Origin of the sequence: Novosphingobium organovorum (assembly GCF_022832435.1) — a bacterium.
In the GTDB taxonomy this organism is placed as follows: Bacteria; Pseudomonadota; Alphaproteobacteria; order Sphingomonadales; family Sphingomonadaceae; genus Novosphingobium; species Novosphingobium organovorum.
The window spans coordinates 86,017-112,339 of the sequence record NZ_JALHLF010000002.1 but is presented as its reverse complement, the minus strand read 5'-3'; the positions used below and the strand labels follow the sequence as shown (position 1 = coordinate 112,339).

Sequence of the window (26,323 nt, the reverse complement as noted above, 5' to 3'; positions counted from 1 at the left end):
CAGTTCGGCTGGCTCAGTCCGGCCGGCTCAGTCTGGCAGCTGGTCGTTGGCGCGCAGTACGGTTCCGGCGAGGTAGAGCGAGCCGCCGATCAGCACGATTTCGCCTTCGCCCACGTCCAGGCTTTCCAGCGCCTCGGCCAGGTTGGCGGCGGCGCGCGGTTCGGGCAGGCCGGGCAGGCGGAACGCCTCGGGGCCGTGATGCTCGTGACCGGGGACGGGGACCGCCGTGATGCTCGCAAGGCGCGGGGCGAGCGGGCCGGTAATGGCGGCCGGGTCCTTGTTTGCCAACATGCCGAGGACGAGGTGGATGCGCGCGGGGCTAGCCAGGAAGTGCCTGGCAAGCGCGGCGCCCGCGTCGGGGTTGTGCCCGCCGTCGAGCCAGCACGGAGTACCTGCGGGCAGGAGCCGGGTCAGCGGTCCCTCCTCGAGCCGCTGGAGCCGCGCTGGCCAGCGCGCCCAGCTCATCGCCAGGACCAGCGCCGCATCGGGCATGTTGACCGCGTCCTGATGGCGCAGCATCGCGACCGCGAGCCCGGCGTTGAGCATCTGGTGCGCGCCGGGCAGGCGCGGGGTGGGCAGGGCGAGCGTGCCCTTGTGATCGGTGTAGAGCAAGCCGCCTTCGCGCGGCGTGATCGTCCAGTCGGCCCCGGCGCGCACGACGTAGCCGCCCACGCGCTCGGCCTGGATCGCAACGACATCGTTCATGCGCTCGCTATAGTCGAGCGTGACGAGCGGCGCGTTGGCCTTGGCGATACCCGATTTTTCAAAGGCGATCCGCTCGAACGGCGGCTCGGGCGCATCCTCGCAGGGCGATAGCAGGAACTGCTCGTGATCGATGCCCAGCGCGGCGATGCCGCAGGCAACCGGCGCGGGGATCACGTTGGTCGCATCGAGCCGGCCGCCCAGGCCCACCTCGAAGATGCAGGCATCGGCCGGGGTGCGGGTGAAGGCGAGGAAGGCGGCCGCGGCCGAGACTTCGAAGAAGCTCGCCCCGATGGCGTGAGCTTCGGCGATGTCGAGCACTTCGGCCAGCAGCGCGGCCAGCGCCTCGTCCGCGATCAGCGTGCCGGCAACGCGGATGCGCTCGTTGAAACGGACGAGGTGCGGGCTGGTGAAGACGTGGACCGTCTTGCCCGCCGCTTCGAGCGCGGCGCGCAGGAAGGCGCAGGTCGACCCCTTGCCGTTGGTCCCCGCGACGTGGAAGGTCGGCGGCAGTGCGCGCTCGGGGTGATCCAGATGCGCGCACAGCTCGCGGATGACGTCGAGGCCGAGCCGGCCCTTGGGCACCGAAAGCGTGGCGAGCCGGTCAAGCTGCGCCTGGACACCGGGGGCGTCCGACACCGCGAAGTCGTTCGGGCGGGCCATGCTCGGGCCTTTGTCTCGCCGCTCGGGGTCAGCGCGCGGTGTGCACCGCCTCGGCAAGCGCCGAGGTCAGTTCGCGCAAGGGGCCCGCGGCCTCATCGCCGTGCTCCTTGACCAGATCGACCAGCGCCGACCCGACCACCACGCCATCGGCCACTTTCGCGATGGCGCGCGCCTGTTCGGGCGTGCGCACGCCGAAGCCGACCGCGACGGGGATGGTCGCGGCGGCCTTGAGCGCGGCGACGGCTTCCTCGATTGAGGTCTGCGCGGCGGTCTGGGTGCCGGTGATCCCCGCGACCGAGACGTAGTAGAGAAAGCCCGAGGAGCCTTCGAGCACGGCGGGGAGCCGCGCGGCATCGGTCGTCGGGGTGGCCAGGCGGATCAGCGCAACGCCCTCGGCGCGCAGCGCCGGGCCAAGCTCGGCGTCTTCCTCGGGCGGGATGTCGACGCAGATCACGCCGTCGACGCCCGCCTCGGCGCAGGCCCGGGCGAACCATTCGGCGCCGCGCACGATCATCGGGTTGGCATAGCCCATCAGCACCAGCGGCACGTCGGGGTGGCGCGCGCGAAAACCGCTGGCGAGCGCGAGGATGTCGGCCGTTTTGGTGCCCTTGGCGAGGCTGCGGATGTTGGCCTGCTGGATCGCCGCACCATCCGCCATGGGATCGGTGAAGGGCATGCCCAGTTCGATCACGTCGGCGCCGCCCGCGACCAGCGCGTCGAGGTTCGCTGCGGTATCGCCATCGCCCCCGGTGATGAAGGTGACGAGGGCCGGTCCCTTGGCAAAGGCTTTCTCAAAGCGGGTCATTCGCTGTCTTTTCTTTCGACGACCAGGATACGCGCTGGTCCTTGGGGGTGGGCGACGTGTTCGTCACCGGGTTCTACGCTGACGCCCTCGCCGGGGCCGAGCCGGGTCACGGTGACGGTGCCGCCCGCATCGCGGCTGTGCATCTCGACCACGCCGTCGAGCACGGTGAAGACTTCGGCACCGGTGTTGACGTGCCAGCGGTAGGGCTGGTCGGTCCAGTGCAGCTTTGCCGTCACGTCACCGAAATCGGCGAGGAGCTGGCTGCCCCAGGCGGCTGGGGCGGTGAATTCGTGCGCGCGAAAGATCTTCACGAGGGGCACTCCGAAGGGGGGCTGGCCGAACCGGGTCATATGCTCTTCCAGTACCGCCACAGGTCGACGAGGGTGACCGTTACGGCCGCCATCAGGCAAAGCATCAAGGTGCCACGTGCAAAGTCCCAGCGGGTGAACTCGATCCAGTGCCGCGACAGCTGGACGCCGATGAACACCGCCAGGAAATTGAGGATGAACTTCTCGATGATCGCCTTGGCAGGCTTCAAAGGTCGACCCCCAGTGCCTCGGCGACGGTGAAGATGTCCTTGTCGCCGCGTCCCGAGACGTTGACGACGAGCAGCTGGTCCTCGTCCATCTGCGCGGTGAGCTGGGGCAGGGCGGCCAGCGCGTGTGCGCTTTCGAGTGCGGGGATGATCCCTTCGAGCGAGCAGCACAGCTGGAAGGCTTCGAGCGCCTGGTTATCGGTGATCGGCACGTAGTCCACCCGGCCCGATTCGTGCAGCCAGGAGTGCTCCGGCCCGAGGCCCGGATAGTCGAGCCCGGCCGAGATCGAATGCGCCTCGGTGATCTGGCCGTCCTCGTCCTGCAGCAGGTAGGTCTTGTTGCCGTGCAGGATGCCCGGCTTGCCCCCGGTGAGCGAGGCGGCGTGCTTGTCGGTGTCGATGCCGTGTCCGCCCGCTTCGATACCGGTCATCTTGACTTCGGGATCGTCGAGGAAGGGGTGGAACAGGCCGATCGCGTTCGACCCGCCGCCCACCGCCGCGACCAGGCGGTCGGGCAGGCGGCCTTCCTTTTCGAGCATCTGTTCGCGCGTTTCCTTGCCGATGATCGACTGGAAATCGCGCACCAGTTCGGGATAGGGGTGCGGTCCGGCGGCGGTGCCGATGATGTAGAACGTGTCGTGCACGTTTGCCACCCAGTGGCGCAGCGCGTCGTTCATCGCGTCCTTGAGCGTCATCGCGCCGCTGGTCACCGGGACCACTTCGGCGCCCAGCAGCTTCATGCGGAACACGTTGGGCTTCTGGCGCTCGACGTCGGTCGCGCCCATGAAGATGGTGCAGGGCAGGCCGAAGCGCGCAGCGACGGTGGCGGTGGCAACGCCGTGCTGGCCCGCGCCGGTTTCGGCGATGATCTTGGTCTTGCCCATGCGCAGCGCGAGCAGGATCTGGCCGATGCAGTTGTTGATCTTGTGCGCGCCGGTGTGGTTGAGTTCCTCGCGCTTGAAATAGATCTTGGGGCCGCGCTTCTCGCCATTGGGGCCTGCCGGGGCAAGTTCCCGGAAATGCTCGGTCATGCGCGGGGCGTAGTAGAGCGGGCTGGGACGGCCGACGAAGTCCTTCATCAGCGAATCGAATTCGGCCCAGAACGCCGGGTCCTCCTGCGCCTTGCGGTATTCCTTCTCGAGATCGAGAATGAGCGGCATAAGCGTTTCCGCGACGTAGCGACCACCGAACTGGCCGAAGTGACCGGAGGCATCGGGAAGCGCGCGAAGGCTGTTTACAGGCAGGTGTTCAGTCATGATGCGCGAGCGTTGGCAGAGCATCGCGGGCCTGTCCAGCCAGTTCCGGCCATGGGAGCGCCGGGCGGCGTTTCAAGTGCAAGGTTTGCATCTGCAGGGCGCATCAATGCAACAATCTTGCTCTATGGCGCAGAATTGTGACGTTTTCAGGACATTTGACAACAATTTGTTCATTTTCGCGAAAGGCTGTGAGGCGCATCGGCTCATTCGCCCCAGAGAGGGCCGCCCCCGACGAGGGACGGGGACAAGGTACTAGGAGTTACAGATTATGCGTATTGCACTCGTTTCGCTCGCCGCAGCCGCTTCGGTCGCTGCTGCCGTTGCCACGCCCGCGATGGCTGATGAAGCCCGCATCGAAGCGCGCACCGGCCTGGCGTGGGACAGTCACGGCAGCAAGGCGACCGCTGGTGTCGCGGCCGGTTACGATTATGACCTGGGCAGCAAGTTCTTCGTTGGCGTCGAAGGTTCCGCCGACAAGCTGCTGACCGATGACACGCGCGTTACCTGGGGCGTCGGCGGCCGCGCCGGCGTGAAGGTCACGCCGACCACCAAGCTCTATGCCAGCTCGAAGTGGCAGTCGAAGACCTGCCGCTACTGCAACAGCGCGGTCGGCGTCGGTGGTGGCATCCAGCAGGATCTCAACAACCGCTACTACGTCAAGGCTGAGTACCAGCACGAGCTGATCGGCGACAACACCCCCGACGCCGATGTCGGCCTCGTCGGCGTGGGCGTGAAGTTCTAAAGCCTTCGCGTCATGAACCGATAAGCCTCGGGTCGCACCAAGGCCAAAGGGCGCTTCGCTTCGGCGGGGCGCCCTTTGTCGTATCAGGCTTGCGGGGCGGCCTGTCGTCCGGCCCCGGCGGTTCGCTGGCGCGTCGTAACGGGGGCGAGGGCGAGGGCGAGGGCGAGGGTGGCTTACCGGCTTGCGACGGGGCTGGTGTGCCGGGCCGCGCGAAGTGCGTCGCTCGTGCGGGTGGGATTTTTCGGCGGCGACAGTGTCGCAAGGGCGGTACCGATTGGACGAAGATCCGCCTGCGCTTCGGCTTGATAGCGTCAAGATGACGCGGGTGTGACCAACCTTTCGTGATCTTTGCGGTGCAGTGTAACAACTTGAATACAGATCAAAAAGGTCCCGTTTTTGGCGCCTTTTCGGTTCATCTGGGTGCAAGGCGGCGCTGCCTAGCCCTGATCGCGCCGGGCCTGTCAGGAAGCCCGGCTCCCCATCGATCAGGAGTACTATTATGCGTAGATTCGCACCGACCGTTTCGCTCTCCTTCGTACTGGCCGGTGTCGCCCTGGCCGCCGCGCCCGCACGGGCCGACGAGGCGCGCGTGGAAGCCTACACCGGCATGGTCTGGAACCGGAACAATACCGATGAGGTTACCGGCGTGCTGGCCGGTTACGATTTCGACCTGGGCGACAAGGGCTTCATCGGGCTCGAGGCTTCGGCCGACACCATGCTGACCTCGGATACGCGCGTGTCGTGGGGGTTTGGCGGGCGGATCGGCAGCGCGATCCCGTCGACCGGTGGCAAGCTCTACGCCTTGAGCGAGTACAAGACCAAGTACTGCGTCGATTGCACCGGTTACGTCGCGCTGGGCGCCGGGTACGAACAGCCGATCAAGGACAACCTCTACACCAAGGTCGAATACCGCCATTCCTTCGCGACCGACGAGGCCTGGCACGATACCGACGGCATTCTGGTGGGTGTCGGCACGAAGTTCTGAAGGCGCCCCAGCGCGTCGGAACGGCCGCGGTCTCAGTGCGAGGCGGCGGCCGTTTCGCGTATGGCCCGCGCGAAAGCGGCAATGCGCCCGGTATCCTTGATGCCGGGCGCGCTTTCGACGCCGGAGGAGGTATCGATCAGCGGGGCGCCCGTGCGCGCGAGCGCTTCGCCCACGTTGTCGGGATTGAGACCTCCGGCAAGGCCCCAGGCGAGCGGTCCTTTCCAGTGCGCGACGAGCGACCAGTCGAACGACAATCCCATGCCGCCAGGCAGCGCGCCCTTGGGCGTCTTGGCGTCGAACAGCACGCGCTCGACCGCTCCGGCGTAGGCGTTGGCGCGCGCGACGTCAGCCGCGCTGGCGATCGGCAGCGCCTTCCACACGGCGAGGCCGAAGCGGGCGCGCACCTGGGCGGCGCGCTCGGGTGTTTCCGCGCCGTGCAACTGGAGAACGTCGAGCGGGGCGGCGGCGAGCGCCTCGGCGATTTGCGCATCACCCGCATCGACGAAGAGGCCGACGCGCGCGATCCGCCCTTCGGCGCGCGCCGAAAGGGCGGCGGCCTGTGCCGGCATCACGTTGCGCGGGCTGCGTGCGAAGAACACGAAGCCCGCGTAATCGGCGCGCGCGGCGATCGCCGCGTCGAGCGCGTCAGGCGTTGAAATTCCGCAAATCTTGATCGCCGGTGTTGGCATTGCCCGTCCGCTGTCTACATCTGTCGCAGGCCATCCCTGATCGAGGACCCCCATGCGATGAACCGTCTGATGCGCTTTCTAGTCCCATTTGCCGTGGCTGCAACGCTTGGCGGGTGCGGTATCAAGGAATCGTTCGAAAAGGCCGATGTGGCGATCGGGCAATTCCATCGGGAACTCGACGCTGGAGCGATCGGCCGCATCTGGACGACGGCCGATCCCGACTTGCGCCAGGCGACCAGCCAGGCCGATTTTGAAAAGCTCCTGGGCGCGGTCCACGCCAAGCTGGGCAAAGTCCGGACGACCAAGCAGGTGGGCTGGAACACCAACGCCACCACCGGAGGCACGTTCCTCACCGCCACCATGCAGACCACCTTCGAAAAGGGCACCGGGGTCGAGCAGTTCGTCTACCGCAAGGGCAAGGACGATGCGCTTACCCTTGTCGGCTACAACATTCAGTCGCGCGACATGATGCTCAATTGAACCCCATGCCGCGTGCCTGCCGCGTGCCTGCCACGTGCCCGGCGCAGATCAGGGGGCGAGTTCGAACTGAACGGCGACTTGCGCCGTGACGTCGAGCTCACCGGCGGCGACCGGGGCGGGGGCGCTTGCGGCGCTGAGCCGGATCATGTCCGACTTGGCGCGGATCTGCGGGACATAGCCGCCGCCTTCCGCGATCGAGACGATACGCACCACGCGCAGGCCTGCGGCCTTGGCGTAGAGATCGGCGCGGCGGCGCGCTTCCTTGATCGCCTCGACACGCGCTTCGTCCTGCGCCGCGTCGGGCTGGGATAGGGTGAAGGTCGGTCCGTTGACTTCGTTCGCCCCGGCCGAGACGAGTGCGTCGATCACCGCGCCGAAATCGTCGAGCTTGCGCTGGCGCACGGTGACGGTGTTGTTGACCTGATAGCCGACGATCGTGCGCTCGTTGGCATCGTAGCTGCCGTCAGGCTTGCGCGCAGGCTGCGAATAGACGGGGGAGACCGAAAGGTTGCTGGTCTGGATGTCCTTTTCGGCAATCCCGGCCTTTTTGAGCGCGGCGAAGACGCCGGTCATCGCCTTCGAATTGTCCGCCAGCGCGGCGCTCGCGGTCCTGGCCTGCGAGGTGACGCCCGAAGTGAACACCGCCATGTCCGGTTCGCGGGTCGAACTGCCTTGCGCGTTAACGTTGAGCAGGGTGTGGCCTGCGGTGATTGCCGAAGAGGCAACCTCCTGCGCCTGGGCGCCACCCGCGAGCGGCGCTCCAAGAGCAAGCGTTACAAGGCCAGCGCCTGTCAGCAGGCGAGAAAGGGTCTTCATCTGTCGCACTCCATCATCCGTGTGTCGGACCAGAGCAACGGTCTGGCCCGAGGCATGTTTCGCCCCGCTGAATGACAACGTGGCGAAACAGGCAGATAGGGGAGACAGGGAGCGAGGCGAAGGCAAGCGCGGGACACAGGCCCACACGCTTCGCTATCGGGCGCCATCCGGCGCCGGTTCGGCTCAGAGTGTGGCTTCGATCGCCTTGGCCGCTGCCAGGGGGTCTTCCGCGCCGCGGATCGGGCGGCCCACGACGAGCAGGCTGGCGCCGTTGTCACGCGCCTCGCGCGGGGAGACGATGCGCTTCTGGTCGGAATACTTGGCGTCGGGCAGGCGCAGGCCAGGCACGACGAAGAAGCCGTCCTTCCACTGCTGTTTGATCGCGGCGACTTCGTGGCCCGAGCAGACGATCCCGTCGAGCCCGGCTGCGTGCGCCAGATCGGCAAGGCGCAGCGCCTGCTCCATCGGCGGGGCGGTGATGCCGATTGCGCCAAGGTCCTCATCGTCGAGGCTGGTCAGCACGGTCACGGCGACGACCTTGGTGTTCTCGCCCGCGGCGGCCTTGGCCTCTTCCATCATCGCCCGCCCGCCCGCGGCGTGGATCGTGACCACGGCCGGATTGAGCGTGTTGATCGCCTGCATTGCGGCCGCGACAGTGTTGGGAATGTCGTGCAGCTTGAGGTCGAGGAAGATCGGCAGGCCGATCTTCTGCAGCTCGCGCACGCCGTGGTGGCCGTGGGCGCAGAAGAACTCGAGCCCCAGCTTCAACCCGCCGACGTGCCCCTTGACCTTGTTGGCCAGCGCTTCGGCGGCATCGAGACGCGGAACGTCGAGGGCGACATAGACGGGGTTGTTGCTCATGGCTTTTCGGTTTCCGGGGTAAGGGGCAGCGGGTCTGCGACCGGCTCGCTCGCGGCCGCAGGGGCGGGCGCGGCCGGGGCGTCTGACGTATCGTGGAGCGGGCTCATCGACGTGGCGCGCAGCGAATTTTCGAGGCTGGTGATGCGGCGGTTGAGCCGCCAGCGCACAGCGCGGAAATAGAGCCACACGGGCACCGTGCCGAGCAGGAAGAAAAAGAAGGCGACAAAGCCGACAGGCCATTCGAAGTGGATGTAGTTGCCATCGTCGAGCGGCCAGAAGTTAACCGCCACCTTGGTCCAGTTCATGGCGATGAAGGCCACCAGAATGGCGGTGACCAGGATCCAGGTGAGGGTACGGACGGCTTTCATGCTTGCTCCTGCTTCCCGTTGGGCGACCGGTCCGGCGCTGTTGCGGCGGCCGAGGGGCTTGGCGGCAATGCTAGGGCCGAATGCGGAGCAAGGAAAGGCCCAGCCTCCCCTTCGCCCCGCAATCGGCTCCGCAATCTGTCGGATGCGGCCCGGCTCAGGCGCCGAACACGCGATCGAAGATCGTGTCGACGTGCTTGAAGTGGTAGTCGAGGTTGAACTTTTCCTCGATCTGCTCGGGCGTGAGCGCGGCGGCGACTTCCTCGTCGGCCTTGAGCAGTTCCATCAGGCTGAGCTGGCCGTCCGATTCCCACACCTTCATCGCGTTGCGCTGGACGAGGCGGTAGGAGGTGTCGCGCGAAAGACCGGCCTGGGTCAGCGCGAGCAGGACGCGCTGCGAGTGGACGAGGCCGCCCATGCGGTCGAGGTTCTTCTGCATGCGCTCGGGGTAGACGAGCAGCTTGTCGATAACGCTGGTGAGGCGGGCGAGCGCGAAGTCGAGGGTGATCGTCGCGTCGGGGCCGATGAAGCGTTCGACCGAGGAGTGCGAGATGTCGCGCTCGTGCCACAGCGCCACGTTTTCCATCGCGGGCATGGCGTAGGAGCGGATGATGCGCGCCTGGCCGGTGAGGTTTTCGGTCAGCACGGGGTTGCGCTTGTGCGGCATGGCCGACGAGCCCTTCTGGCCGGGCGAGAAGTATTCTTCGGCCTCGAGCACTTCGGTGCGCTGGAGGTGGCGCACTTCGACCGCGAGACGCTCGATCGAGCTGGCGATGACGCCCAGCGTTGCAAAGAACATCGCGTGGCGATCGCGCGGGATGACCTGCGTCGAGACCGGCTCGACTTCGAGCCCCATCTTGTCCGCGACATAGACTTCGACCGCCGGATCAACGTTGGCGAAGGTGCCGACCGCGCCCGAGATGGCGCAGGTGGCGACTTCCTCGCGCGCGGCGATCAGGCGCTTTTTGGCGCGGCTGAATTCGGCGTAGGCTTCGGCAAGCTTGAGGCCGAAGGTGACCGGTTCGGCGTGGATGCCGTGGCTGCGGCCGATCGAGGGGGTGTATTTGTGTTCCATCGCGCGGCGCTTGATCGCGGCGAGGAGATCGTCGAGGTCCGCCAGCAGGATGTCGGCGGCGCGCACGAGCTGGACGTTGAGCGTGGTGTCGAGCACGTCCGAGCTGGTCATGCCCTGGTGCATGAAGCGCGCTTCGGGGCCGACCTGTTCGGCGACCCAGTCGAGGAAGGCGATCACGTCGTGCTTGAGCACGGCTTCCTTGGCGTCGATCGCTTCGACGTCGACCTTGGGCTCGGTCGCCCACCAGTCCCACAGCGCCTTGCCCGCGGCGACCGGCACGGTCCCCATCTCGCCCATTTTTACGGCGGCATGCGCTTCGATCTCGAACCAGATGCGGTAGCGCGCTTCGGGCTCCCAGATCGCGGTCATGGCAGGGCGGGCGTAACGGGGGACCATCGTGCAAACTCCTTTGGCTGACGCGAGCAGCCGCTAGGGTTCCTTCTCGCGAAAGGCAAGGGTGCGCGGCGCCCTGTGCATGTTTTGCAAGTGGGGGTGCTTCCCGAAGCCGGTGGCGGCTTCAGGAAGCGGGTCAGAACGGCCAGATCAGCGGGATCACGACAAGCGTGGTGATCGCGACCAGGATCGTGAGCGGAAAGCCGAACTTGTAGAAGTCGGTAAACTTGTACCCGCCCGCGCTGTAGACCAGCGTGTTGGTCTGGTAGCCGATCGGGGTAAGGAAGCTGGCCGAGGCGGCGAACATGACGGCGACCGCAAAGGGGCGCGGGTCGACGTGGAGCGCCTGGGCCAGCGAAATGCCGATCGGGGTGACAACCACGGCGACCGCGTTGTTGGTGACCAGTTCGGTCAGGAACAGGCTGAGGAAATAGATCGCGGCAAGCGCGGCGATTGGTCCCATCGTGCCAAGCCAGGGCGTGGCGAGCCCGACGATCGCCTCGACCAGCCCCGAATGTTCGAGCGCGGTGCCGATCGAGAGCATCGCAACGATCAGCGCGATGATCCGCCAGTCTACGGCGCGGAAGGCTTCCTCGGGCTCGACACAGCGCGCGGCGAGCACGATGGCCACCCCGATCACCGCGAGCCCGGTGAGAGGCAGGAGATTGAACGCGGCGCCCAGCACCACGCCGAGCATCGTCGCCACCGCGATCCACGCCTTGTTGCGGCGAAAGCCGCGCATCGTGGGTTCGGCGATGTTGACCAGTTGCTGGTCCTCGACAAGGCGTCGCAGATCCTCGGGCGCGCCTTCGATCAGCAAGGTGTCGCCAACCTGGAGCGGCACGCGTTCGAAGCGGTCCTCAAGGTTGGTTCCCTTGCGATGAAGTGCGATCGGATAGACGCCGTAACGGCGGCGCAGGCGCAGTTCGAACAGGGTGTGGCCGATGATTTCGGCGCCGGGCGCCAGCAGGGTTTCGACCATGATCGAGTTGCGGGTCGAGAGCTGGACCAGATGCGGGTCCTGCGGTGTCGCTGCGGCGAGCGAGAGGCGGCCCCCTTCCTTGAGCGTCATCAAGTCGCTTCCCGAGGTGCGCAGGACGAGGATGTCGCCTTCCTCGAGCGTGTGTTCGGCAAGGTTGCGGCGCAGCGAGCGATCCCCGCGCAGCACGTCGACCAGGCGGCGCTCGGAGCGCGAGAGCAGGTCGATCGTCTTGGGCGCCTGACCGATGTAGGGTGAGCCCGCCTCGATGAAGATCGAGACGACGAAGCGCTTGTTGTTGCTCATCGCGCCAAGGCTGGCGACGGTCTGGCGATCGGGCAGGAGACGGTTGCTTACCGCCAGCCAGAGCACGCCGATGGTGGCCACGATGATGCCCACGGGGGCGATCTCGAAGATGCCGAAGGGGGCGAGTCCGGCGCGGCGCGCGACGCCATCTACCAGAATGTTGGTCGAAGTGCCGAGCAGCGTGACCGTCCCGCCCAGGACCGCGGCGAACGAGATCGGCATGAGAATGCGCGAGGCGGGCATGCCGAGTTCGCGGGCGAGCGTGATGCCCACCGGGATCATCATCATCACCAGCGGGGTGTTGTTGGTGAACGCCGAAATAGCCGCGATCAGGCCAAGGAAGACGCAGATCGAGAGCAGTGGACGCTTCTTGCCAAGGCCGGTGATCCGCGTCGAGAGAAAGTCGAGCGCGCCCGTGCGCACCAGCGCGGAGGACATGATGAACATGCTCACGATGGTCAGGGGCGCGGGATTGCCCATCGCCGCGAGCACGTCGTCGGTGGCGATCACGCCCAGGACGAGCAGGATCGCGACAAGGCCCAGGGCCACGACTTCAGGGGCGGCAATTTCAAATGCGAAAGCCAGGAATAGCAGGACAAGCAACAAGCCCATCACGGGCGGCGATGCGAGATCCAGGCCGTAAATCATCAGAACCCCTATATCGAACGCCAGAATTCGGGCGCGAGCGCGACTGGTCTAGCGCCAATTGTGCACTGCGCAACGTCTATTTTTCTACTAAGTGAGTTGAATTAAGGGCTTAAAGCGGGACCTGCCCGCTCGTTGCCGTCGATTTTTCTCATTGCAGCGGGGGGGCTGGCAAGAAAAACTTGTGGGCTCGAAAGCAGATGCGAAATCGATTGCTGGTTGTCTTGGTGTTCGATCGAACCATGAACCCTGCCGTGCCTATGGGCAAGGAGGGCGTGCGGGGGCAGACGCCAGAGCGTTGTGCGGGTGCGATAAGCGTCGTGGTGAGGGCGATTCGCGCAGGCCAGCCGGCACGCCCTAGATCAGCCCCTTGGCGCGCAGCGAGACGTGGCCCTCGCGGCCGATCACCACGTGATCGTGCACCGCGACGCCAAGCAGGCGTCCGGCTTCGGAAATGCGGTTGGTAATCTCGATATCCGCCCGGCTTGGCTCGGGCGAGCCGGAAGGGTGGTTGTGCACCAGGATCAGCGCGCTGGCGCCGATGTCGAGCGCGCGGCGGATCACTTCGCGCGGATGGATCGCGGCTTCGTCGATCGATCCCTCGCCGACCAGATCGTCGAGGATGAGCATGTTCTTGGTGTTGAGATAGAGCACCCGCACGCGTTCGAGCGTGAGGTGCGCCATGTCGATGGTCAGGTAATCGATCAGCGCCTGCCACGAGCCGATCACCGGTGCTTCGCGCACTTTCTGGCGGGCGAGGCGGGTTGCCGCGACGGTCACGATGCGCAGCGCGGCAGCGGTGGCCTCGCCCATGCCGGGATGCGCGGCGAGCGTGCGTGGGTCGGCCTGGAGCACGCCGGCGAGCGAGCCGAATCGTTGCAACAGGCTGCGGGCTAGCGGCTTCATGTCCCGCCGGGGAACCGCCTGCATCAACAGCAGTTCAATCACTTCGTGGTCCGCCAGCGCGTCCGGCCCGCCGCCGATCAGGCGCTGGCGCAAGCGGCTGCGGTGCCCGCTGGGATCGGAGCCGGCCTTCGCCGTGGTGGCGCGCGCTTCGTCGCTCGCCGCGCCCGGCTGGCCGCGACCGGGCTCGCGGTCGGGGTGTTCAGGGAAGAGGAGACTATCGTCAGGCATTGTTGCCGGTAACAATTGCCTTTCTGCCGCGTGCAGCGCAAGTGATGGAGCGAATGGCGCGACACGAAGATCAGCTTGAGGCGAATGCGGGCGAAGAGACGCCGGAGGCGGCGCGGGGCGAAATGCGTGCCCCGCGCCGACGCCGGAGGGTGCGCGCCGTGCTGCTGGGCCTGGCGGGGGTAAGTCTGGCGGGGCTGGGGGCGGTCTGGTTCGAGCGTGAGGACATCGCCGACAATCTGGTCGGCAGCGAACTCGCCGCGCTGGGCCTTCCAGCGACCTATGACATCGTGCGAATCGGTCCGGGCGAACAGGTCTTCCGCAATCTGGTAGTGGGCGATGCCGCGCATCCCGACCTGACCGTGCGCGAGGTGCGCATCGCCACGCGGCTTTATCTTGGCTGGCCGGGCATCGGGCGCATTACCGTTGTCGCACCGCGTCTTTACGGCCGTGTGCGTCAGGGCAAGGCGAGCTTTGGCTATCTCGACAAGGTGTTGTTCTCGGGTAAGGCGAAACCCGGCGAACCGGTGCTGCCCGATCTCGACGTGGCCATCGTCGACGGGCGGGCGCGGATCGAAACCGACGCCGGGCCGGTCGGGCTGAGCCTGGCGGGCGAAGGGGGCTTGCGCGGCGGCTTCCGGGGCGCGCTCGGGGCCAGCGCACGCGCGCTTTCTTACGGCGGATGCCACAGCTCGGGAGCGAGCCTTTACGGCACCGTGCGGATCACCGAGGCGAAGCCAAGGCTGAGCGGGCCGCTGCGGCTGGCCGATCTGTCGTGCCCGCAGCAAAAGCTCCACCTTGCCGGCGCGGGGGCCAAGCTAGACCTGACGCTGGGCGCGGCGTTCGACCGCGCCGATGCGAGCTTTGGCCTGCGCACCAGGGCGCTCGGGCTGGCCGATGGCGGGTATGCGAGGCTGGGCGGCACGGGCCGGATCAGCGTGCACGATGGCATCGCCAACGCGCAGTACGACCTTTCGCTGCGCGATCCCTACGCCCGCGCCTGGCGGCTTTCGCGTCTTGATGCGAGCGGATCGGCGCGGGTGGGCAAGGGGCTGCGCACGATCGAGATCGAGAACGACCTGTCGGGGCGTGATCTGGTGGCCGGCCCCGAGATCGCGCGCGCGCTCCAGCGCGGCGCGGCCGCCGCGCAGGGAACCTTCCTTGCCGCGCTGGCCGACAAGCTGCGCGTCAATCTCGCGCGTCAGCTGCACCAGGGGCGCTTCACCGCGCATCTGATCGCGCGGCGCAACGCGCGCGGCGATTCGCTGGTGGTGCCCCAGGCCCGGTTGAGCGCGCGTGACGGGCGCAGTCTCGTCGAATTTTCGCGGGTGCAGGCTCTCGCCCCGCAAGGCGTGCAGGGGCCACCGCAGCTCAGCGCCAATTTCATCTCGGCCGGGCCTGGCCTGCCTTCGCTGAGCGGGCGGATGGAGACGCAGGGGCACGGCGAGACCGCTCTCCATGTGCGCATGGACGATTACGCGAGCGGCAAGAGCCATCTGGCGATCCCCGAACTGGTGCTGCGCCAGGATAAGGCGGGAAACCTCGCGCTGGCGGGCGACGTGCGCATGGGCGGGGCGCTGCCGGGCGGCGCGGTCGAGAACTTGCGCCTGCCGGTTGCGGGACGCTGGTCGGCCAATGGCGCGCTGTCGCTCTGGCCAGGGTGCACCACCGCGAGGTTCGATCGGCTCGAGGCGGCCAATCTCTCGCTTGAACGCGACCGCCTGACGCTGTGTCCGCCAGGCGGCCACCCGATTTTCGAGGCCAGGGGGGGCGACGTCCGGTTCGCGGCCTCGACCGCTTCGCTCGACCTGGCGGGCAAGCTCGGCGATACGCCGGTGCAGCTTACCAGTGGGCCGGTCTCGCTGGCCTATCCCGGATCGCTCAGCGCGCGGGCCATCACTGTGGGGCTGGGGCCGGCGGATGCGCGTTCGCGTTTCGTCATCGGCGATCTTTCGGCCGAAATCGGCGCGGGCGATTCGGCGGGCGGCGTGCACGGAACGTTTGCGAAGGCCGATGTCGCGCTCGCCGCGGTGCCGCTCGATCTCTTTGGCGGCGCCGGGCAATGGCGCTTCGCCGAGGGCGCACTGACGCTCGACAAGGCGCGCTTCGATTTGCGCGACCGGGTTTCGCCCGCGCGCTTCAAGCCGCTGGTTGCCCGCGATGCGCAGCTGCGGCTGGCCGACAACACGATCACCGCCACCGCGCGGCTGCGGGAGCCGAAATCGGATCGTGAGGTGGTGCGCGCGGACATCGTCCACCACCTTGGCGATGCGAGCGGCCATGCCGCGCTCACCGTGCCCGGTCTGGTGTTCGACAAGAAGCTCCAGCCCGATGCCCTGTCCGATACGCTGATGGGCCTCGTCTCCTCGCTCAAGGGCAGTGTCCAGGGGACTGGTCGAATCGACTGGAACGCGAAAGGCATCACCAGCACGGGCCGCTTTGCGAGCGACGGGCTCGACTTCGCGGCGCCTTTCGGTCCGGTGCAGGGGCTTTCGGGGACAGTCGCGTTCACCGACCTGCTCGGCCTTGTCACCGCGCCCAACCAGACGATCAAGGTGCGCTCGATCAATCCGGGCATCGAGGTCAACGACGGGGTGGCTTCGTTCGACCTGCATCCCGGCTACCGTCTCGTCGTCCACGGCGCGCAGTGGCCGTTCATGCAGGGCACCTTGCGGCTCGAGCCGGTGACGATGACCGTGGGGGCGGCCGAAACACGCCGCTACACGCTGGTGGTCGAGGGGCTCAACGCGCAAAGCCTGATCCAGCGCATGGACATGAACAACCTGAGCGCGAGCGGCGTGTTCGACGGGTCGCTGCCGCTGATCTTCGATGCCAGCGGCGGGCGGATCGAGAACGGCCAGCTCGCCGCGCGCGCCGGCGGCGGTAATGTCGCCTACGTCGGGGCGCTGACTTACAAGGACCTGTCGGCGATGGGCAACTTTGCCTTCGATTCGCTCAAGTCGGTCGACTACAAGACGATGGACATCAAGCTCGACGGCTCGCTTTCGGGCGAGATCATCACCCGCATCCGCTTTACGGGCGTCAGCCAGGGGCAGGGGGCCAAGCGCAATTTCCTGACCCGGCAGGTGGCCAAGCTGCCGATCCGCTTCGTGGTCAACATCAAGGCGCCGTTCTTCCAGCTGTTCGGCAACATGCGCTCGCTCTACGATTCGAACTACGTTGCCGACCCGCGCGCGCTGGGTCTGGTCGACAAGAACGGCAAGCCGATCCGCAAGGAACCGGTTCCAACCGTCTCCATTCAGCCTCCAGTCAGCGAGGATACGCCATGACGACACTCGAATTGACCGCACGCCCCAAGGCTGCAAGAAGCGCCCCCTCATCAAGGAGCAGGACGCTGGACAAGCAGCAGGGAAAGCGGTCGGTGATGCGGACCATGGGACTGGCGGGTGCCGTGGGCGGCGTGATTTTTCTGCTGGCTGGTTGCGTTAATGTCACCGCGCCGGACAAGCCGATAGTCATCGAGCTTAATATCAACATCCGCCAGGAAGTGATTTATCGTCTCGACGCGGACGCGGCGAACACGATTGAGGAAAACCCGGAGATATTCTGATGCGCACCCCTTTGAAGACTTTCGCGGCTCCGGCGGCGCTGGCTCTGGTGGCAGCGCTGGGCGGTCTGGGCCTTTCAGTGGCGGCGGGCGCGCAGGCGCGCGATCCGGCCTATGCCGCCGCCAAGGCGGCCGGTCAGGTCGGCGAGAAGCGCGACGGATACCTGGGTGTGGTGGGCACGCAAGGGGCGGATATCCAGGCCCTGGTGCGCGACATCAACAACAAGCGCCGCGCGGTCTACACCTCCAAGGCGGCCAGTCTGTCGAGCACGATCGACGAATACGCCTTCACCACCGGTTGCCGCCTGATCCTGGAGACCAGCTCTGGCGAAAAGTACCAGGGGCTCGATGGTAGCTGGAAGACGCGCGGGGCCGGCGCTCCCGAACGCGACGCCAAGTGCCCTTGAACCGGAGCCTCGCGCGGCGCGCGCGGGCATCCTACGACTAAGGTATAAAGACGGGGTTCTTTTTCCAGAATGGAGAAAGAACCCCGTTTGCTTGGTTCGGCGCAAAGCTGTGGGCAATTGGCCCTGTTTGCGGGGCTTCGTGGTAAAAGGTATCGCTAACTTCACTTGCTGTTCGGGCGTTTTATACTATCGCGGGGCGGGCGGGCAGGGGCCGTCGCATCTCTGCCATGGTTGACTCGGGAAAAGCCCCACCCTAAGGGGTCGGCGCCCCAGGACGGGCAACCGTCGAACGCGTCACACGTTCCTGTGAGATAAAAGGAGCCGATGGCATGAACGATGAGGACCCCGTCCAAGGCCCTGTTGGCGAGGATGCGCGTGTTCGTGCGCTCGACGAAAGGCTTGCTAGCCTGCGTCAGCGCGAGGAAATGCGCAGCCAGCCGAAGGCCGCTGTGGAGGCCGATGAGAACTATCGCATCGGCAACCGCGTGCTTTCGGAATTGCTGGGGGGCGTTGCAGGTGGCCTGTTTCTCGGGTGGTTGATCGACCATTTCGCAGGGACGAGCCCCTGGGGTCTGTTGGGGATGATGTTCTTCGGAATTTTCGTCGCCTTCAGGAACATTATCCGGATTACGAACCGGCGCCCGGACTAGACCCAAAGGGGGGTTGGGAAAGGCGCTGTCGTTCACAGGCGACAGGGATATTCGCGTGGCAGCCGAAGCGAAGGTCGATCCGATGCACCAGTTCACCATCGAGCCGTTGTTCGGCTCGGCGCACTGGAACATCGCGGGATACAACATCGCCTTTACCAACAGTGCGTTGTGGATGGCCATTGCCACCGTCGCACTGCTCATTTTCGTGGCTGGCGGCTCCAAGCGCCAGCTCGTCCCCGGCCGCTGGCAGATGGCTGTCGAGACCTTTACCGGGTTCATCGACGGGATGCTGGCCGCGAACGTGGGGCCCAACGGCAAGAAGTACGTTCCGTACATCTTCTCGCTGTTCATGTTCATTCTGTTCGCCAACGTGCTCGGCCTCCTGCCGATCGGCGTCCTGGGACTGCACGCGTTCACGTTCACCAGCCACTTCTCGGCCACCGGCGTGCTCGCGATCATGTCCTTCTCGATCGTCCTGGTGGTGGGTTTCGCCAAGCACAAGCTGCACTTCTTCTCGCTCTTCGTGCCGCACGGTACGCCCGCGCTGATGGTAGTTCCGATCTTCTTCGTCGAGCTCGTCTCGTTCCTGGTGCGTCCCTTCAGCCTTGGTCTGCGTCTCTTCGTCGCGATGATGGCCGGCCACGTCCTGCTCGAAGTGCTCTCCAGCTTCGTGATCGATTCGGGCAACGCCAACATCGGCCTGTTCGCGATCGCCGGTCTGCCCAGCTTCGTGCTGATGGTCGGCATCTGCGCGCTCGAACTGCTGGTCGCCGCGATCCAGGCCTACGTTTTCGCTCTTCTCACGTGCGTCTATCTCAACGACGCCGAGAATCTTCACTGATCCACGTTTTTTCGCTCAATTCATTCGGGCATACCAAAGGGAGTTTTTGAAATGGACGCAGAAGCTGCAAAGCTGCTTGGTGCAGGTTTCGCCGCTATCGGTGCTGGTCTCGCCTCGATCGGCGTGGGCAACGTGTTCGCCAAGTTCCTCGAAGGCGCGCTGCGCAATCCGGGTGCTGCCGATGCGCAGCAGGGCCGTCTCTTCATCGGCTTCGCCGGTGCCGAGCTTCTCGGTCTTCTCTCGTTCGTTATCGCTGCGCTGCTGATCTTCGCCGCGTAATCGCGGCAAGACCCAGCGCACATTGATCCGCGGGTCCGCTGCCCCGGCCCTTTGGTAGGGCAAGCGGACCCGCGGAACGATTTTTTCAGGCCACCTCGAGACAGGGCTGACCAATGCCTCAGATCGAACAGCTCGCCGCGACCTATTCCAGCCAGATTTTCTGGGTGCTGATCTTTTTCGGCTTCATCTTCTTCGTCATCGGACGCGGAATGGTGCCCAAGATCATGGACACGGTTGCGCAGCGCGACAAGCAGATTGCCGACGACCTTCTCGCCGCCGAACGCGCGCGCAAGCAGGCGGACGCCGAAGAGGAATCCTGGCGCGTGCGTGAAAACGCCAACCGCGCGCAGGCCCAGACCCTGATCGCCGAGGCGCGTGCCAAGGCCGCCAGCGAAACCGAGCAGCGCCTCGCCGCTGCGCAGGGCTCGATTGACGGCAAGATCGCCGACGCTGAAGCTGCCATCGCGGCCGCGCGTCAGGCCGCCGGCGCCGAGATCGAAACCGTTGCCGCCGATGCGGCGCGCGACATCATTGGCCGCGTGGCCGGTCTCTCGCTCGACGAGGGCCTGGTGCGGGCGGCGGTGAAGGAGAACCTGGTCCATGGCTGATACCGCAACCGCCCCCGTGGCCGTCGAACACGACGGCGCGATGGCTGCCGGCGGCGAGACCCACGCCGTGACCGAGCATCCCGAACCCATGCTGCTGGGCTTCATTCCGCCCGCCGCGGTGGTGAGTTCCTCGATGCTGGTGCTGCTGGCGATCGCCCTGTGGAAGGGCGTCCCCAAGTCGATCGGCAAGGGGCTTGATTCGCAGATCGCGGGCATCAAGGCCCAGCTCGAGGAAGCCAAGACCCTGCGTGCCGAGGCCGAGGCCCTGCGCAAGGAATACGCGGACAAGATCGCTGGCGCCGAAAAGGACGCCGCCGCGATGCTCGACCATGCCCGCAACGAAGCCAACGCGATCATTGCCAAGGCTGAAGCGGACACTGCCGATGTCATCGTGCGCCGTGAGAAGATGGCGCAGGACAAGATCAAGGCCGCCGAACTGGCCGCCGTTGCCGACCTGCGCATGCAGGCCGCCGACGCCGCCACGGCAGCGGCGCGTGGTCTGATTGCCGGCAACCACTCGGCCGACGCCGACAAGGTGCTGGTTAACCAGGCAATCGCCGGGATCTGACGCAAGGAGGGGCTAACGCGTCCCTTCGATACCGAAAAAGGCCTCCGCGCTTCGTGCGCGGAGGCCTTTTTCGTTGCCGGTTGGCGGTTCACTAAAGTCAGGCCGCACCATTCCCGGCCCAGGAAATTCCCCGCGTGCGGGGATGCCGTCGGTTGAGAGGTCAAGGGGCGAACCCCTTGACCTTCCTATGTGTCGCTTACGCTTCGCCCCAAACGGTCTGGGCGACCTTGACCACCAGTTCGAGCTTGCGGCGCTGATCTTGCGGACTGATCGCGTTGCCTTCCTCGGTCGAGGCGAAGCCGCATTGGGGCGCGATACCGAGCTGGTCGAGCGGGGCGAAGCGGCTCGCCTCCTCGATCTTGCGGCAGATGGCGTCGACCGGCTCGAGCTCGGGGGTCTTGGTGGTGATGAACCCGGCCATGACGCGCTTGTCGCCCTTGGGCAGCAGGCGCAGCGGGTCTAGCGAGCCCGAGCGCTCGTTGTCGTATTCCATGAAGTAGATGTCGACGTCGGTCTGGTTGAAGATCGCGTCGGCCGCCGCGTCGTAGCCGCCACTTGCGGCATAGGTGGAGCGGAAGTTGCCGCGGCACATGTGCATGGCGATGGTCATGTCGGCGGGGCGATCCTTGATCGCCTCGTTGATCATCCAGGCGTAGCGCGTGATGAGCGCGTCGGGATCGTAGCCCTGCGCTTGCTTGAGTGCGCGCTGCGCCGGGTCGCCGAGGTAGGCGAAGTAGATGTCGTCAAGCTGGAGATAGCGGCAACCGGCGGCGTAGTAGGCTTCCACCGCGGCCTTGTAGGTCGCCGCGATGGCGTGGGTCAGCGCGTCGGGATCGCGGTATTCGGCCGGAAGGACATCCTCGGGATCGGTGCGGTAATGGAGCACGGAGGGGCCGGGGATCGAGATCTTGGCGCAGGCCGTGGTGTGGTCTTTGACGAAGCGGAAGTGTTCGAGCATCGGGTGGTCGGCGGGAAAGCCGAGCGGGCCGGTGATGACCGGGCGCACGGGCGGGATCTTGGTGCCGTGGAACTGCACGCCTTCCTCGCGGGTGCGCATTTCCATGCCGTCGAGCAGGCCGAGGAAATCGAAGTGCCAGAACGCGCGGCGCGCTTCGCCATCGGTGACGACCTTGAGGCCGACCTCTTCCTGCATGGCGATGAGCAGGGGGATCGCCGCGTCCTCGGCGGCGCGCAAGGTGGCGGGATCGGCCTTTTGCGCGCGCGCGGCCGCGATCGGCGCGGGGCGCAGGAGCGAGCCGACATGGTCGGCGCGGAAACGGGGTTTGGTCACTGGGTAGGCATCCTTTCGGGCGTAGATACGCACGGCCCTTCGCCATGCTGGAAACTCCCGGATGCGGGGAGCCGATCACCGATGGCGGAAGCGATGGGCGGACCGCCTGGGCCGGGCCGGCGTGGACCGGTGGCGAAGGCGGGTTGCCCCTTGCGCATCCGCCGGATCGACCCCGTCCGGGAATGGTATCGCGTCGAAGGCAGGTCTCCTGGCTTGCGGGTCGGGGCGCTCCTGTCCGGCCTTCCCACGCCGAGCCAATCGGCGCAGTGGCACGCGAAGGGAAGGGGCGCTCACCGCTTACAGTTGCGGGGGCAGCGCCGGACTCCATGCCCCGCAGCGGGGCCTGTCACCGGCTTCCCGTCTTAGCCCCATGCCGCCGCAGCGACGTGGGGAACCTTGACGCAGCGGGTTAGACCGCAAGCGAGCCGCGCCGTCAAGTTTGATATAAAGATATCTTTATATGTGCTGGAGGAGTCCACCGAATTGAAATCGATTAGATTTTTGTAATCGGCCAAATTTTGCAAATTGTTGAGAACTGGCCGGGATAGTCCGCCTGCGAAGCGCGGCGATGAGTTTGTCCCGCGCAACAGGGGGCGAATTTTTGATGAAGATGTTTTCGGTGGCGTGTGCGCTGGGGCTGGCGGGGATTTCGGGCACGGCTCTGGCCGATCCGATGTCGCGCGAGACCTTGCTCGAGCTGACCCGGATGAAGCTTGGCGATGAGGCGATCGTCGCCAAGATCGAGGCAGACAAGGTCGATTTCGATGTTTCGACGAGCGACATGGTGGAACTGAAGAAGCAGGGCGTGTCTTCGCCCGTCATCGCGGCGGCGATCGGCAACCGTTACCACCACACGATCAAGCCATCACTCACCTCGCCCGATCCGCAGGTGCCGCATCCGGCGGGCTTCTATGCCTTTTACGGCAACCGCATGGAAAAGATGGAGGCCACCGTCACGACGCAGGCTAAGACTGGCGGGATCTTCGGTGCGGCGCTGACGGGCGGTATCGCCTCGGTCAGCATCAAGGCGACGATTCAGAACGAGAGCGCGAAAGTGAAGATGGGCGTGCAGCCGCAGTTTTTCTTCTTTTCAGCCGAATCGAACGGCGATGACGGTGGCGCCTGGGCTAGCGGGGCGAATACAAGCGTGAACTCCCCTGCGGAGCTGATCCTGACCAAGCTCACTGAGAAACAGGGGCGGCGCGAAGCGCGCATCGGCAGCCGCAACATCGCAGGGATCAAGACCGGCGTGATGGACAAGGACCGTATTCCCTTCACGTATACGGTGATTCGTCCCGGCGTGTATCTCATCGACGTCAGCCAGGCGCTCGACGGCGGCGAGTACGGCTTCCTCTACGCGCTGGCCGGCGCGGGGTCTTCGGGCGCGCTGACCGCGCGCATTTTCGATTTCAGCGTTCACTGAGATGTCGCGAGCCCCTCGCTCACCCGATCGGTTCGGGTGAGCGAGGGGGAAATCAGAACGAATCCTTCGCGGTACGCAGCGCCGCGAACGTGGCGACCGCATCGCCCGGATGGCCCCAGCGCGCTTCCATTGCGGGATCGTCTGCACGCAGGAAGGGATTGGTCGCCAGCTCGCGTTCGAGCTTGGTGGGCACGGTGGGCAGTCCCTCGGCGCGCAGGCGCGCGATGTCCGTGGCATAGGCGGCGAGCTGGGCGTTGTCGGGATCGGCGTGGAGCGCGAAGCGCAGGTTCGCCTCGGTGTATTCGTGCGCGCAGTAGAGCATCGTCTCCTCGGGTAGCGCCTTGAGGCGCTCGAGGCTGCGCCAGAACTGCGGCGGGGTGCCTTCGAACATGCGCCCGCAGCCCAGCGCAAAGACACTGTCCCCGACGAACGCCATGCGCGCCCCGGCGAGCCAGTAGGCGCAGTGGCCCAGCGTATGCCCGCCCACGTCGAGTACCTTCGCCTCGCGCTCGCCGATGGTCACGATGTCGCCTTGTGAAACCGTGCGATCGACCCCTTCGATCCGCGCGGCATCGCCTTGCGGTGCGGTGATCGTGCAGCCGGTCGCGGCCTTGATCGCACGGTTTCCGCCCGCGTGGTCCTTGTGCCAGTGGGTGTTCCAGATCTGGGTGATCTGCCAGCCCTTGTGCCCCGCCTGCTTGAGGTATTCGTCGGCATCGGGCGTGTCGATGCAGACGGTCTCGCCGGAGGTGCTGTCGTGGAGAAGGTAGCCGTAGTTGTCGCTAAGGCACGGGAACTGGTGAACTTCGAGCATCGGGGCCTCCTTGCCGCGGCAGTGTAGGCGCTCGGGCAAGGTCGGGAAAGGGAGCGCCTGCGCGATTTCTAGAGAGCTTGGCGCGCCCTACGCATCCGATGAAAATGGTAGGCCGGTACGACGGCCACAAGCGGAATCCAGGAAATCCCGTCCATCCGCCCGGCGCCCAAATACCCGTCCCAGGCAAGGACGAGGCAAGTGCTCAGAACGGCAATCGCGAGCAACCGCTCCCTGGAAAGGGGCGTGCTGGTGGCCGTGGTATTGTCGCCTGGCGGCGCCGACGCAAAAACTTCGACAAGCAAGAGGGCGAGGCACGGCAAGACAATGGCCAGTTTGAGCCCGAACGGCATGGCCGGTCCTGCCAGAAAGGCGTTCACCATCAGACCCCATGTCAGGACCAGCAAGGCGACCGGCAAGCCTGCCGTGAGGTTGTCGATGGCGACGCGCATGACGGTGTTAGTAACCTGCGTCCCGCGCCATGCCAAACAAAACGCCAAAACAAAAGCCCGCCCGGATCGCTCCGGACGGGCCTTCGTTAGGTGTCTTCGGTGAGAGCCGAAGGGTCCGATCAACGGCCCTTCAGAGCTTCGCCGAGGATGTCGCCGAGCGAAGCGCCCGAGTCCGACGAACCGTACTGTTCCACCGCTTCCTTCTCTTCGGCGAGCTGACGCGCCTTGACCGAGAAGTTGGGCTTCTTCGAACGATCGAAGCCGGTGACCATCGCGTCGAGCTTCTGGCCGACCTGGAAACGGTCGGGGCGCTGCTCGTCGCGGTCGCGGCCGAGGTCCGAACGCTTGATGAAGCCGGTGGCGCCATCGTCGCCAGCCTGCACTTCGAGGCCGCCGTCGCGCACTTCGAGAACGGTGACGGTGACGGTTTCGCCACGGCGCAGCGAGCTGCCGCCGGTGGGGGTGCCGCCAGCCGCCGGAGCGCCGCGCTCAAGCTGCTTCATGCCAAGGCTGATGCGTTCCTTGTCGACGTCGACGTCGAGAACGACAGCCTGGACCATCTCGCCCTTGCGGTGCAGGGCCAGAGCGTCCTCGCCCGAGATGCCCCAGGCGATGTCCGACATGTGAACCATGCCGTCGACGTCGCCATCGAGGCCGATGAACAGGCCGAATTCGGTCGCGTTCTTGACTTCGCCCTCGACGGTCGAGCCAACCGGGTGACGCTCCGCGAAGCCTTCCCAGGGGTTCTGCTGAGCCTGCTTGAGGCCGAGCGAGATGCGACGCTTGTCCGAGTCGACCTCGAGCACCATGACTTCGACTTCCTGCGAGGTCGAAACGATCTTGCCGGGATGGACGTTCTTCTTGGTCCAGGACATTTCCGAAACGTGGACCAGGCCTTCGATGCCCGGCTCCAGCTCCACGAAGGCGCCGTATTCGGTGATGTTGGTGACCGTACCGGTGAGCTTGGCGCCGACCGGGTACTTGACCGCCGCGCCTTCCCAGGGATCGCTTTCCAGCTGCTTCATGCCAAGGCTGATGCGCTGGGTGTCCTGGTTGATGCGGATGATCTGAACGGTGACGGTGTCGCCGATGGCGATCACTTCGTTCGGGTGGTTGACGCGCTTGTAGCTCATGTCGGTGACATGGAGCAGGCCGTCGATGCCGCCCAGGTCAACGAACGCACCGTAGTCGGTGATGTTCTTGACGACGCCGTCGATGACCTGACCTTCGCTCAGCTTGTCGATGAGCTCGCTGCGCTGTTCGGCGCGGGTCTCTTCGAGGACGGCGCGGCGCGACACGACGATGTTGCCACGGCGACGGTCCATCTTGAGGATCTGGAAGGGCTGCGGCACGTCCATCAGCGGGGTGACGTCGCGCACGGGGCGGATGTCGACCTGCGAGCCGGGGAGGAAGGCCACGGCGCCGTCGAGGTCGACGGTGAAGCCGCCCTTGACGCGGCCGAAGATCACGCCTTCGACGCGCTTGCCTTCACCGAATTCGTTTTCGAGCTTGTCCCAGGCGGCTTCGCGGCGGGCGCGGTCGCGGCTGAGCATCGCTTCGCCGTCGGCGTTTTCGACGCGGTCGACATAGACTTCGACTTCGTCGCCGACCTTGAGGCCGTGACCGTCTTCGCCGCGCGCGAATTCGCGCAGCGGCACGCGGCCTTCGCTCTTGAGGCCTACGTCGATGACGGCCTTGTCGTTTTCGATTGCGGTGATCGTGCCCTTGACGACGCGGCCTTCGAAGCCGTCGTCAGCAACGCCACCGAGCTGCTCGTTGAGCATCGCGGCGAAATCGTCGCGGGTCGGGTTGGCAGAAGTAGCCATTTGGAGGGTATCCTCGGTTTGTCTAATTTTCCGGCCAGGCGGTTTTATCCGCCGGTCTTTCTCCGCCATCCGCACCATTGCATCGGCGGGCCAAAAGGGGCCGAACTGCCACGCAGGCCGGATACCATGCGCAGCGTCCTCGTCATGCGCGGGATTGCGCATGTCTCGGAC

General features: G+C 65.9%; 28 protein-coding genes and 1 riboswitch. Of the genes, 12 read left to right on the top strand and 16 right to left on the bottom strand.

Annotated elements, in window-relative coordinates; translation table 11 throughout:
• Positions 1-27: 27 nt before the first annotated feature.
• Genes MTR62_RS01445 through trpB form a run of 5 tightly spaced genes read right to left on the bottom strand, consistent with a single transcriptional unit; the run spans position 28 to position 3,961 of the window.
• A complete protein-coding gene (locus MTR62_RS01445) occupies positions 28-1,365 on the bottom strand; it encodes a bifunctional folylpolyglutamate synthase/dihydrofolate synthase (protein ID WP_244016490.1) in 1,338 nt (445 codons plus the stop codon).
• A 28-nt stretch (positions 1,366-1,393) separates the two neighbouring features.
• On the bottom strand, positions 1,394-2,170 hold the full coding sequence (trpA, locus tag MTR62_RS01440; protein WP_244016489.1) for a tryptophan synthase subunit alpha: 777 nt from the start codon (positions 2,168-2,170) through the stop codon (positions 1,394-1,396).
• Complete coding sequence (locus MTR62_RS01435) at positions 2,167-2,481, bottom strand: cupin domain-containing protein (protein ID WP_244016488.1); 315 nt, start codon at positions 2,479-2,481, stop codon at positions 2,167-2,169. Before MTR62_RS01435 ends, trpA begins: the two co-directional genes overlap by 4 nt.
• Positions 2,482-2,516: 35 nt before the next feature.
• A complete protein-coding gene (locus MTR62_RS01430) occupies positions 2,517-2,708 on the bottom strand; it encodes a hypothetical protein (protein ID WP_244016487.1) in 192 nt (63 codons plus the stop codon).
• Positions 2,705-3,961, bottom strand: coding sequence for a tryptophan synthase subunit beta (gene trpB, locus MTR62_RS01425; protein WP_244016486.1), 1,257 nt, complete (start codon positions 3,959-3,961; stop codon positions 2,705-2,707). Before trpB ends, MTR62_RS01430 begins: the two co-directional genes overlap by 4 nt.
• 268 nt (positions 3,962-4,229) lie before the next feature.
• On the opposite strand from trpB, the gene MTR62_RS01420 reads away from it, so the two are divergent.
• The gene (locus MTR62_RS01420; RefSeq protein ID WP_244016485.1) at positions 4,230-4,703 is read left to right on the top strand and encodes an outer membrane protein; all 474 of its coding nucleotides are present in this window, start codon (positions 4,230-4,232) and stop codon (positions 4,701-4,703) included.
• Between the two features lie 499 nt (positions 4,704-5,202).
• Positions 5,203-5,688, top strand: coding sequence for an outer membrane protein (locus MTR62_RS01415; protein WP_244016484.1), 486 nt, complete (start codon positions 5,203-5,205; stop codon positions 5,686-5,688).
• Between the two features lie 32 nt (positions 5,689-5,720).
• On the opposite strand, the gene MTR62_RS01410 is transcribed toward MTR62_RS01415, so the two are convergent.
• Positions 5,721-6,377 (bottom strand): phosphoribosylanthranilate isomerase, encoded by a 657-nt coding sequence (locus MTR62_RS01410; RefSeq protein WP_244016483.1) that lies wholly within the window; start codon positions 6,375-6,377, stop codon positions 5,721-5,723.
• A gap of 57 nt (positions 6,378-6,434) precedes the next feature.
• Between MTR62_RS01410 and MTR62_RS01405 the strand changes: the two genes are divergently transcribed.
• On the top strand, positions 6,435-6,857 hold the full coding sequence (locus MTR62_RS01405) for a DUF4019 domain-containing protein (protein WP_244016482.1): 423 nt from the start codon (positions 6,435-6,437) through the stop codon (positions 6,855-6,857).
• Between the two features lie 48 nt (positions 6,858-6,905).
• Here MTR62_RS01405 and MTR62_RS01400 read toward each other — a convergent pair whose 3' ends face one another.
• From MTR62_RS01400 to radC, 6 genes are all read right to left on the bottom strand, one after another.
• Positions 6,906-7,673 (bottom strand): SIMPL domain-containing protein, encoded by a 768-nt coding sequence (locus MTR62_RS01400; protein ID WP_244016481.1) that lies wholly within the window; start codon positions 7,671-7,673, stop codon positions 6,906-6,908.
• Positions 7,674-7,856: 183 nt separating this feature from the next.
• Positions 7,857-8,534, bottom strand: coding sequence for an orotidine-5'-phosphate decarboxylase (gene pyrF, locus MTR62_RS01395; protein ID WP_244016480.1), 678 nt, complete (start codon positions 8,532-8,534; stop codon positions 7,857-7,859).
• Positions 8,531-8,902, bottom strand: coding sequence for a LapA family protein (locus MTR62_RS01390; protein ID WP_244016479.1), 372 nt, complete (start codon positions 8,900-8,902; stop codon positions 8,531-8,533). Before MTR62_RS01390 ends, pyrF begins: the two co-directional genes overlap by 4 nt.
• A 154-nt stretch (positions 8,903-9,056) precedes the next feature.
• Positions 9,057-10,370 carry an adenylosuccinate lyase gene (gene purB / locus MTR62_RS01385; protein WP_244016478.1) on the bottom strand — a complete coding sequence of 438 codons (1,314 nt, stop codon included), beginning with the start codon at positions 10,368-10,370 and terminating at the stop codon, positions 9,057-9,059.
• A 133-nt stretch (positions 10,371-10,503) separates the two neighbouring features.
• Entirely contained in the window at positions 10,504-12,300 is a 1,797-nt protein-coding gene (locus MTR62_RS01380; RefSeq protein WP_244016477.1) for an SLC13 family permease, read from the bottom strand.
• Positions 12,301-12,654: 354 nt separating this feature from the next.
• On the bottom strand, positions 12,655-13,431 hold the full coding sequence (gene radC, locus MTR62_RS01375) for a RadC family protein (protein ID WP_244016476.1): 777 nt from the start codon (positions 13,429-13,431) through the stop codon (positions 12,655-12,657).
• Positions 13,432-13,484: 53 nt separating this feature from the next.
• On the opposite strand from radC, the gene MTR62_RS01370 reads away from it, so the two are divergent.
• From MTR62_RS01370 to MTR62_RS01335, 8 genes are all read left to right on the top strand, one after another.
• A complete protein-coding gene (locus MTR62_RS01370; RefSeq protein WP_244016475.1) occupies positions 13,485-16,718 on the top strand; it encodes an intermembrane phospholipid transport protein YdbH family protein in 3,234 nt (1,077 codons plus the stop codon).
• Entirely contained in the window at positions 16,715-16,999 is a 285-nt protein-coding gene (locus MTR62_RS21555; RefSeq protein WP_407672563.1) for a YnbE family lipoprotein, read from the top strand. Before MTR62_RS01370 ends, MTR62_RS21555 begins: the two co-directional genes overlap by 4 nt.
• A complete protein-coding gene (locus tag MTR62_RS01360; RefSeq protein WP_244016474.1) occupies positions 16,999-17,403 on the top strand; it encodes a YdbL family protein in 405 nt (134 codons plus the stop codon). The genes MTR62_RS21555 and MTR62_RS01360 overlap by 1 nt, the downstream gene beginning before the upstream one ends.
• A gap of 329 nt (positions 17,404-17,732) precedes the next feature.
• Positions 17,733-18,053 carry an AtpZ/AtpI family protein gene (locus tag MTR62_RS01355; RefSeq protein WP_244016473.1) on the top strand — a complete coding sequence of 107 codons (321 nt, stop codon included), beginning with the start codon at positions 17,733-17,735 and terminating at the stop codon, positions 18,051-18,053.
• Positions 18,054-18,108: 55 nt separating this feature from the next.
• A complete protein-coding gene (locus MTR62_RS01350) occupies positions 18,109-18,894 on the top strand; it encodes a F0F1 ATP synthase subunit A (protein WP_244016472.1) in 786 nt (261 codons plus the stop codon).
• Positions 18,895-18,945: 51 nt separating this feature from the next.
• The gene (locus MTR62_RS01345; protein WP_039394300.1) at positions 18,946-19,173 is read left to right on the top strand and encodes a F0F1 ATP synthase subunit C; all 228 of its coding nucleotides are present in this window, start codon (positions 18,946-18,948) and stop codon (positions 19,171-19,173) included.
• Between the two features lie 113 nt (positions 19,174-19,286).
• Positions 19,287-19,781 carry a F0F1 ATP synthase subunit B family protein gene (locus MTR62_RS01340; RefSeq protein ID WP_244016471.1) on the top strand — a complete coding sequence of 165 codons (495 nt, stop codon included), beginning with the start codon at positions 19,287-19,289 and terminating at the stop codon, positions 19,779-19,781.
• Positions 19,774-20,349: a F0F1 ATP synthase subunit B family protein gene (locus MTR62_RS01335; protein WP_244016470.1), complete on the top strand. Its 576-nt coding sequence runs from the start codon at positions 19,774-19,776 to the stop codon at positions 20,347-20,349. The genes MTR62_RS01340 and MTR62_RS01335 overlap by 8 nt, the downstream gene beginning before the upstream one ends.
• Positions 20,350-20,545: 196 nt before the next feature.
• Here the strand turns inward: MTR62_RS01335 and MTR62_RS01330 are convergent, their stop codons facing one another.
• A complete protein-coding gene (locus tag MTR62_RS01330; RefSeq protein ID WP_244016469.1) occupies positions 20,546-21,640 on the bottom strand; it encodes a 5-methyltetrahydropteroyltriglutamate--homocysteine S-methyltransferase in 1,095 nt (364 codons plus the stop codon).
• 181 nt (positions 21,641-21,821) lie between these two features.
• A riboswitch (cobalamin riboswitch) is annotated at positions 21,822-22,054 on the bottom strand.
• A gap of 190 nt (positions 22,055-22,244) precedes the next feature.
• On the opposite strand from MTR62_RS01330, the gene MTR62_RS01325 reads away from it, so the two are divergent.
• Positions 22,245-23,063 carry a hypothetical protein gene (locus MTR62_RS01325; protein ID WP_244016468.1) on the top strand — a complete coding sequence of 273 codons (819 nt, stop codon included), beginning with the start codon at positions 22,245-22,247 and terminating at the stop codon, positions 23,061-23,063.
• A 52-nt stretch (positions 23,064-23,115) separates the two neighbouring features.
• Here MTR62_RS01325 and gloB read toward each other — a convergent pair whose 3' ends face one another.
• The 3 genes from gloB to rpsA all read right to left on the bottom strand — a co-directional run bounded on the left by gloB (position 23,116) and on the right by rpsA (position 26,152).
• Entirely contained in the window at positions 23,116-23,877 is a 762-nt protein-coding gene (gloB, locus tag MTR62_RS01320) for a hydroxyacylglutathione hydrolase (RefSeq protein WP_244016467.1), read from the bottom strand.
• Between the two features lie 68 nt (positions 23,878-23,945).
• Complete coding sequence (locus MTR62_RS01315) at positions 23,946-24,326, bottom strand: hypothetical protein (RefSeq protein WP_244016466.1); 381 nt, start codon at positions 24,324-24,326, stop codon at positions 23,946-23,948.
• Between the two features lie 119 nt (positions 24,327-24,445).
• Positions 24,446-26,152, bottom strand: a complete 1,707-nt coding sequence (gene rpsA / locus MTR62_RS01310; RefSeq protein WP_244016465.1) for a 30S ribosomal protein S1 — start codon at positions 26,150-26,152, stop codon at positions 24,446-24,448.
• Between the last annotated feature and the right edge of the window lie 171 nt (positions 26,153-26,323).

Excerpts from the sequence above, each read along its gene's own strand:
- gloB (WP_244016467.1), bottom strand. The coding sequence starts at position 23,877 with ATGCTCGAAGTTCACCAGTTCCCGTGCCTTAGCGACAACTACGGCTAC.
- trpA (WP_244016489.1), bottom strand. The coding sequence starts at position 2,170 with ATGACCCGCTTTGAGAAAGCCTTTGCCAAGGGACCGGCCCTCGTCACC.
- MTR62_RS01345 (WP_039394300.1), top strand. The coding sequence starts at position 18,946 with ATGGACGCAGAAGCTGCAAAGCTGCTTGGTGCAGGTTTCGCCGCTATC.
- MTR62_RS01355 (WP_244016473.1), top strand. The coding sequence starts at position 17,733 with ATGAACGATGAGGACCCCGTCCAAGGCCCTGTTGGCGAGGATGCGCGT.
- MTR62_RS01410 (WP_244016483.1), bottom strand. The coding sequence starts at position 6,377 with ATGCCAACACCGGCGATCAAGATTTGCGGAATTTCAACGCCTGACGCG.
- MTR62_RS01340 (WP_244016471.1), top strand. The coding sequence starts at position 19,287 with ATGCCTCAGATCGAACAGCTCGCCGCGACCTATTCCAGCCAGATTTTC.
- MTR62_RS01360 (WP_244016474.1), top strand. The coding sequence starts at position 16,999 with ATGCGCACCCCTTTGAAGACTTTCGCGGCTCCGGCGGCGCTGGCTCTG.
- purB (WP_244016478.1), bottom strand. The coding sequence starts at position 10,370 with ATGGTCCCCCGTTACGCCCGCCCTGCCATGACCGCGATCTGGGAGCCC.
- MTR62_RS01370 (WP_244016475.1), top strand. The coding sequence starts at position 13,485 with ATGGCGCGACACGAAGATCAGCTTGAGGCGAATGCGGGCGAAGAGACG.
- pyrF (WP_244016480.1), bottom strand. The coding sequence starts at position 8,534 with ATGAGCAACAACCCCGTCTATGTCGCCCTCGACGTTCCGCGTCTCGAT.
- MTR62_RS01390 (WP_244016479.1), bottom strand. The coding sequence starts at position 8,902 with ATGAAAGCCGTCCGTACCCTCACCTGGATCCTGGTCACCGCCATTCTG.
- MTR62_RS01445 (WP_244016490.1), bottom strand. The coding sequence starts at position 1,365 with ATGGCCCGCCCGAACGACTTCGCGGTGTCGGACGCCCCCGGTGTCCAG.
- MTR62_RS21555 (WP_407672563.1), top strand. The coding sequence starts at position 16,715 with ATGACGACACTCGAATTGACCGCACGCCCCAAGGCTGCAAGAAGCGCC.
- MTR62_RS01315 (WP_244016466.1), bottom strand. The coding sequence starts at position 24,326 with ATGCGCGTCGCCATCGACAACCTCACGGCAGGCTTGCCGGTCGCCTTG.
- radC (WP_244016476.1), bottom strand. The coding sequence starts at position 13,431 with ATGCCTGACGATAGTCTCCTCTTCCCTGAACACCCCGACCGCGAGCCC.
- MTR62_RS01405 (WP_244016482.1), top strand. The coding sequence starts at position 6,435 with ATGAACCGTCTGATGCGCTTTCTAGTCCCATTTGCCGTGGCTGCAACG.
- trpB (WP_244016486.1), bottom strand. The coding sequence starts at position 3,961 with ATGACTGAACACCTGCCTGTAAACAGCCTTCGCGCGCTTCCCGATGCC.
- MTR62_RS01415 (WP_244016484.1), top strand. The coding sequence starts at position 5,203 with ATGCGTAGATTCGCACCGACCGTTTCGCTCTCCTTCGTACTGGCCGGT.
- MTR62_RS01325 (WP_244016468.1), top strand. The coding sequence starts at position 22,245 with ATGAAGATGTTTTCGGTGGCGTGTGCGCTGGGGCTGGCGGGGATTTCG.
- rpsA (WP_244016465.1), bottom strand. The coding sequence starts at position 26,152 with ATGGCTACTTCTGCCAACCCGACCCGCGACGATTTCGCCGCGATGCTC.
- MTR62_RS01420 (WP_244016485.1), top strand. The coding sequence starts at position 4,230 with ATGCGTATTGCACTCGTTTCGCTCGCCGCAGCCGCTTCGGTCGCTGCT.
- MTR62_RS01400 (WP_244016481.1), bottom strand. The coding sequence starts at position 7,673 with ATGAAGACCCTTTCTCGCCTGCTGACAGGCGCTGGCCTTGTAACGCTT.
- MTR62_RS01335 (WP_244016470.1), top strand. The coding sequence starts at position 19,774 with ATGGCTGATACCGCAACCGCCCCCGTGGCCGTCGAACACGACGGCGCG.
- MTR62_RS01380 (WP_244016477.1), bottom strand. The coding sequence starts at position 12,300 with ATGATTTACGGCCTGGATCTCGCATCGCCGCCCGTGATGGGCTTGTTG.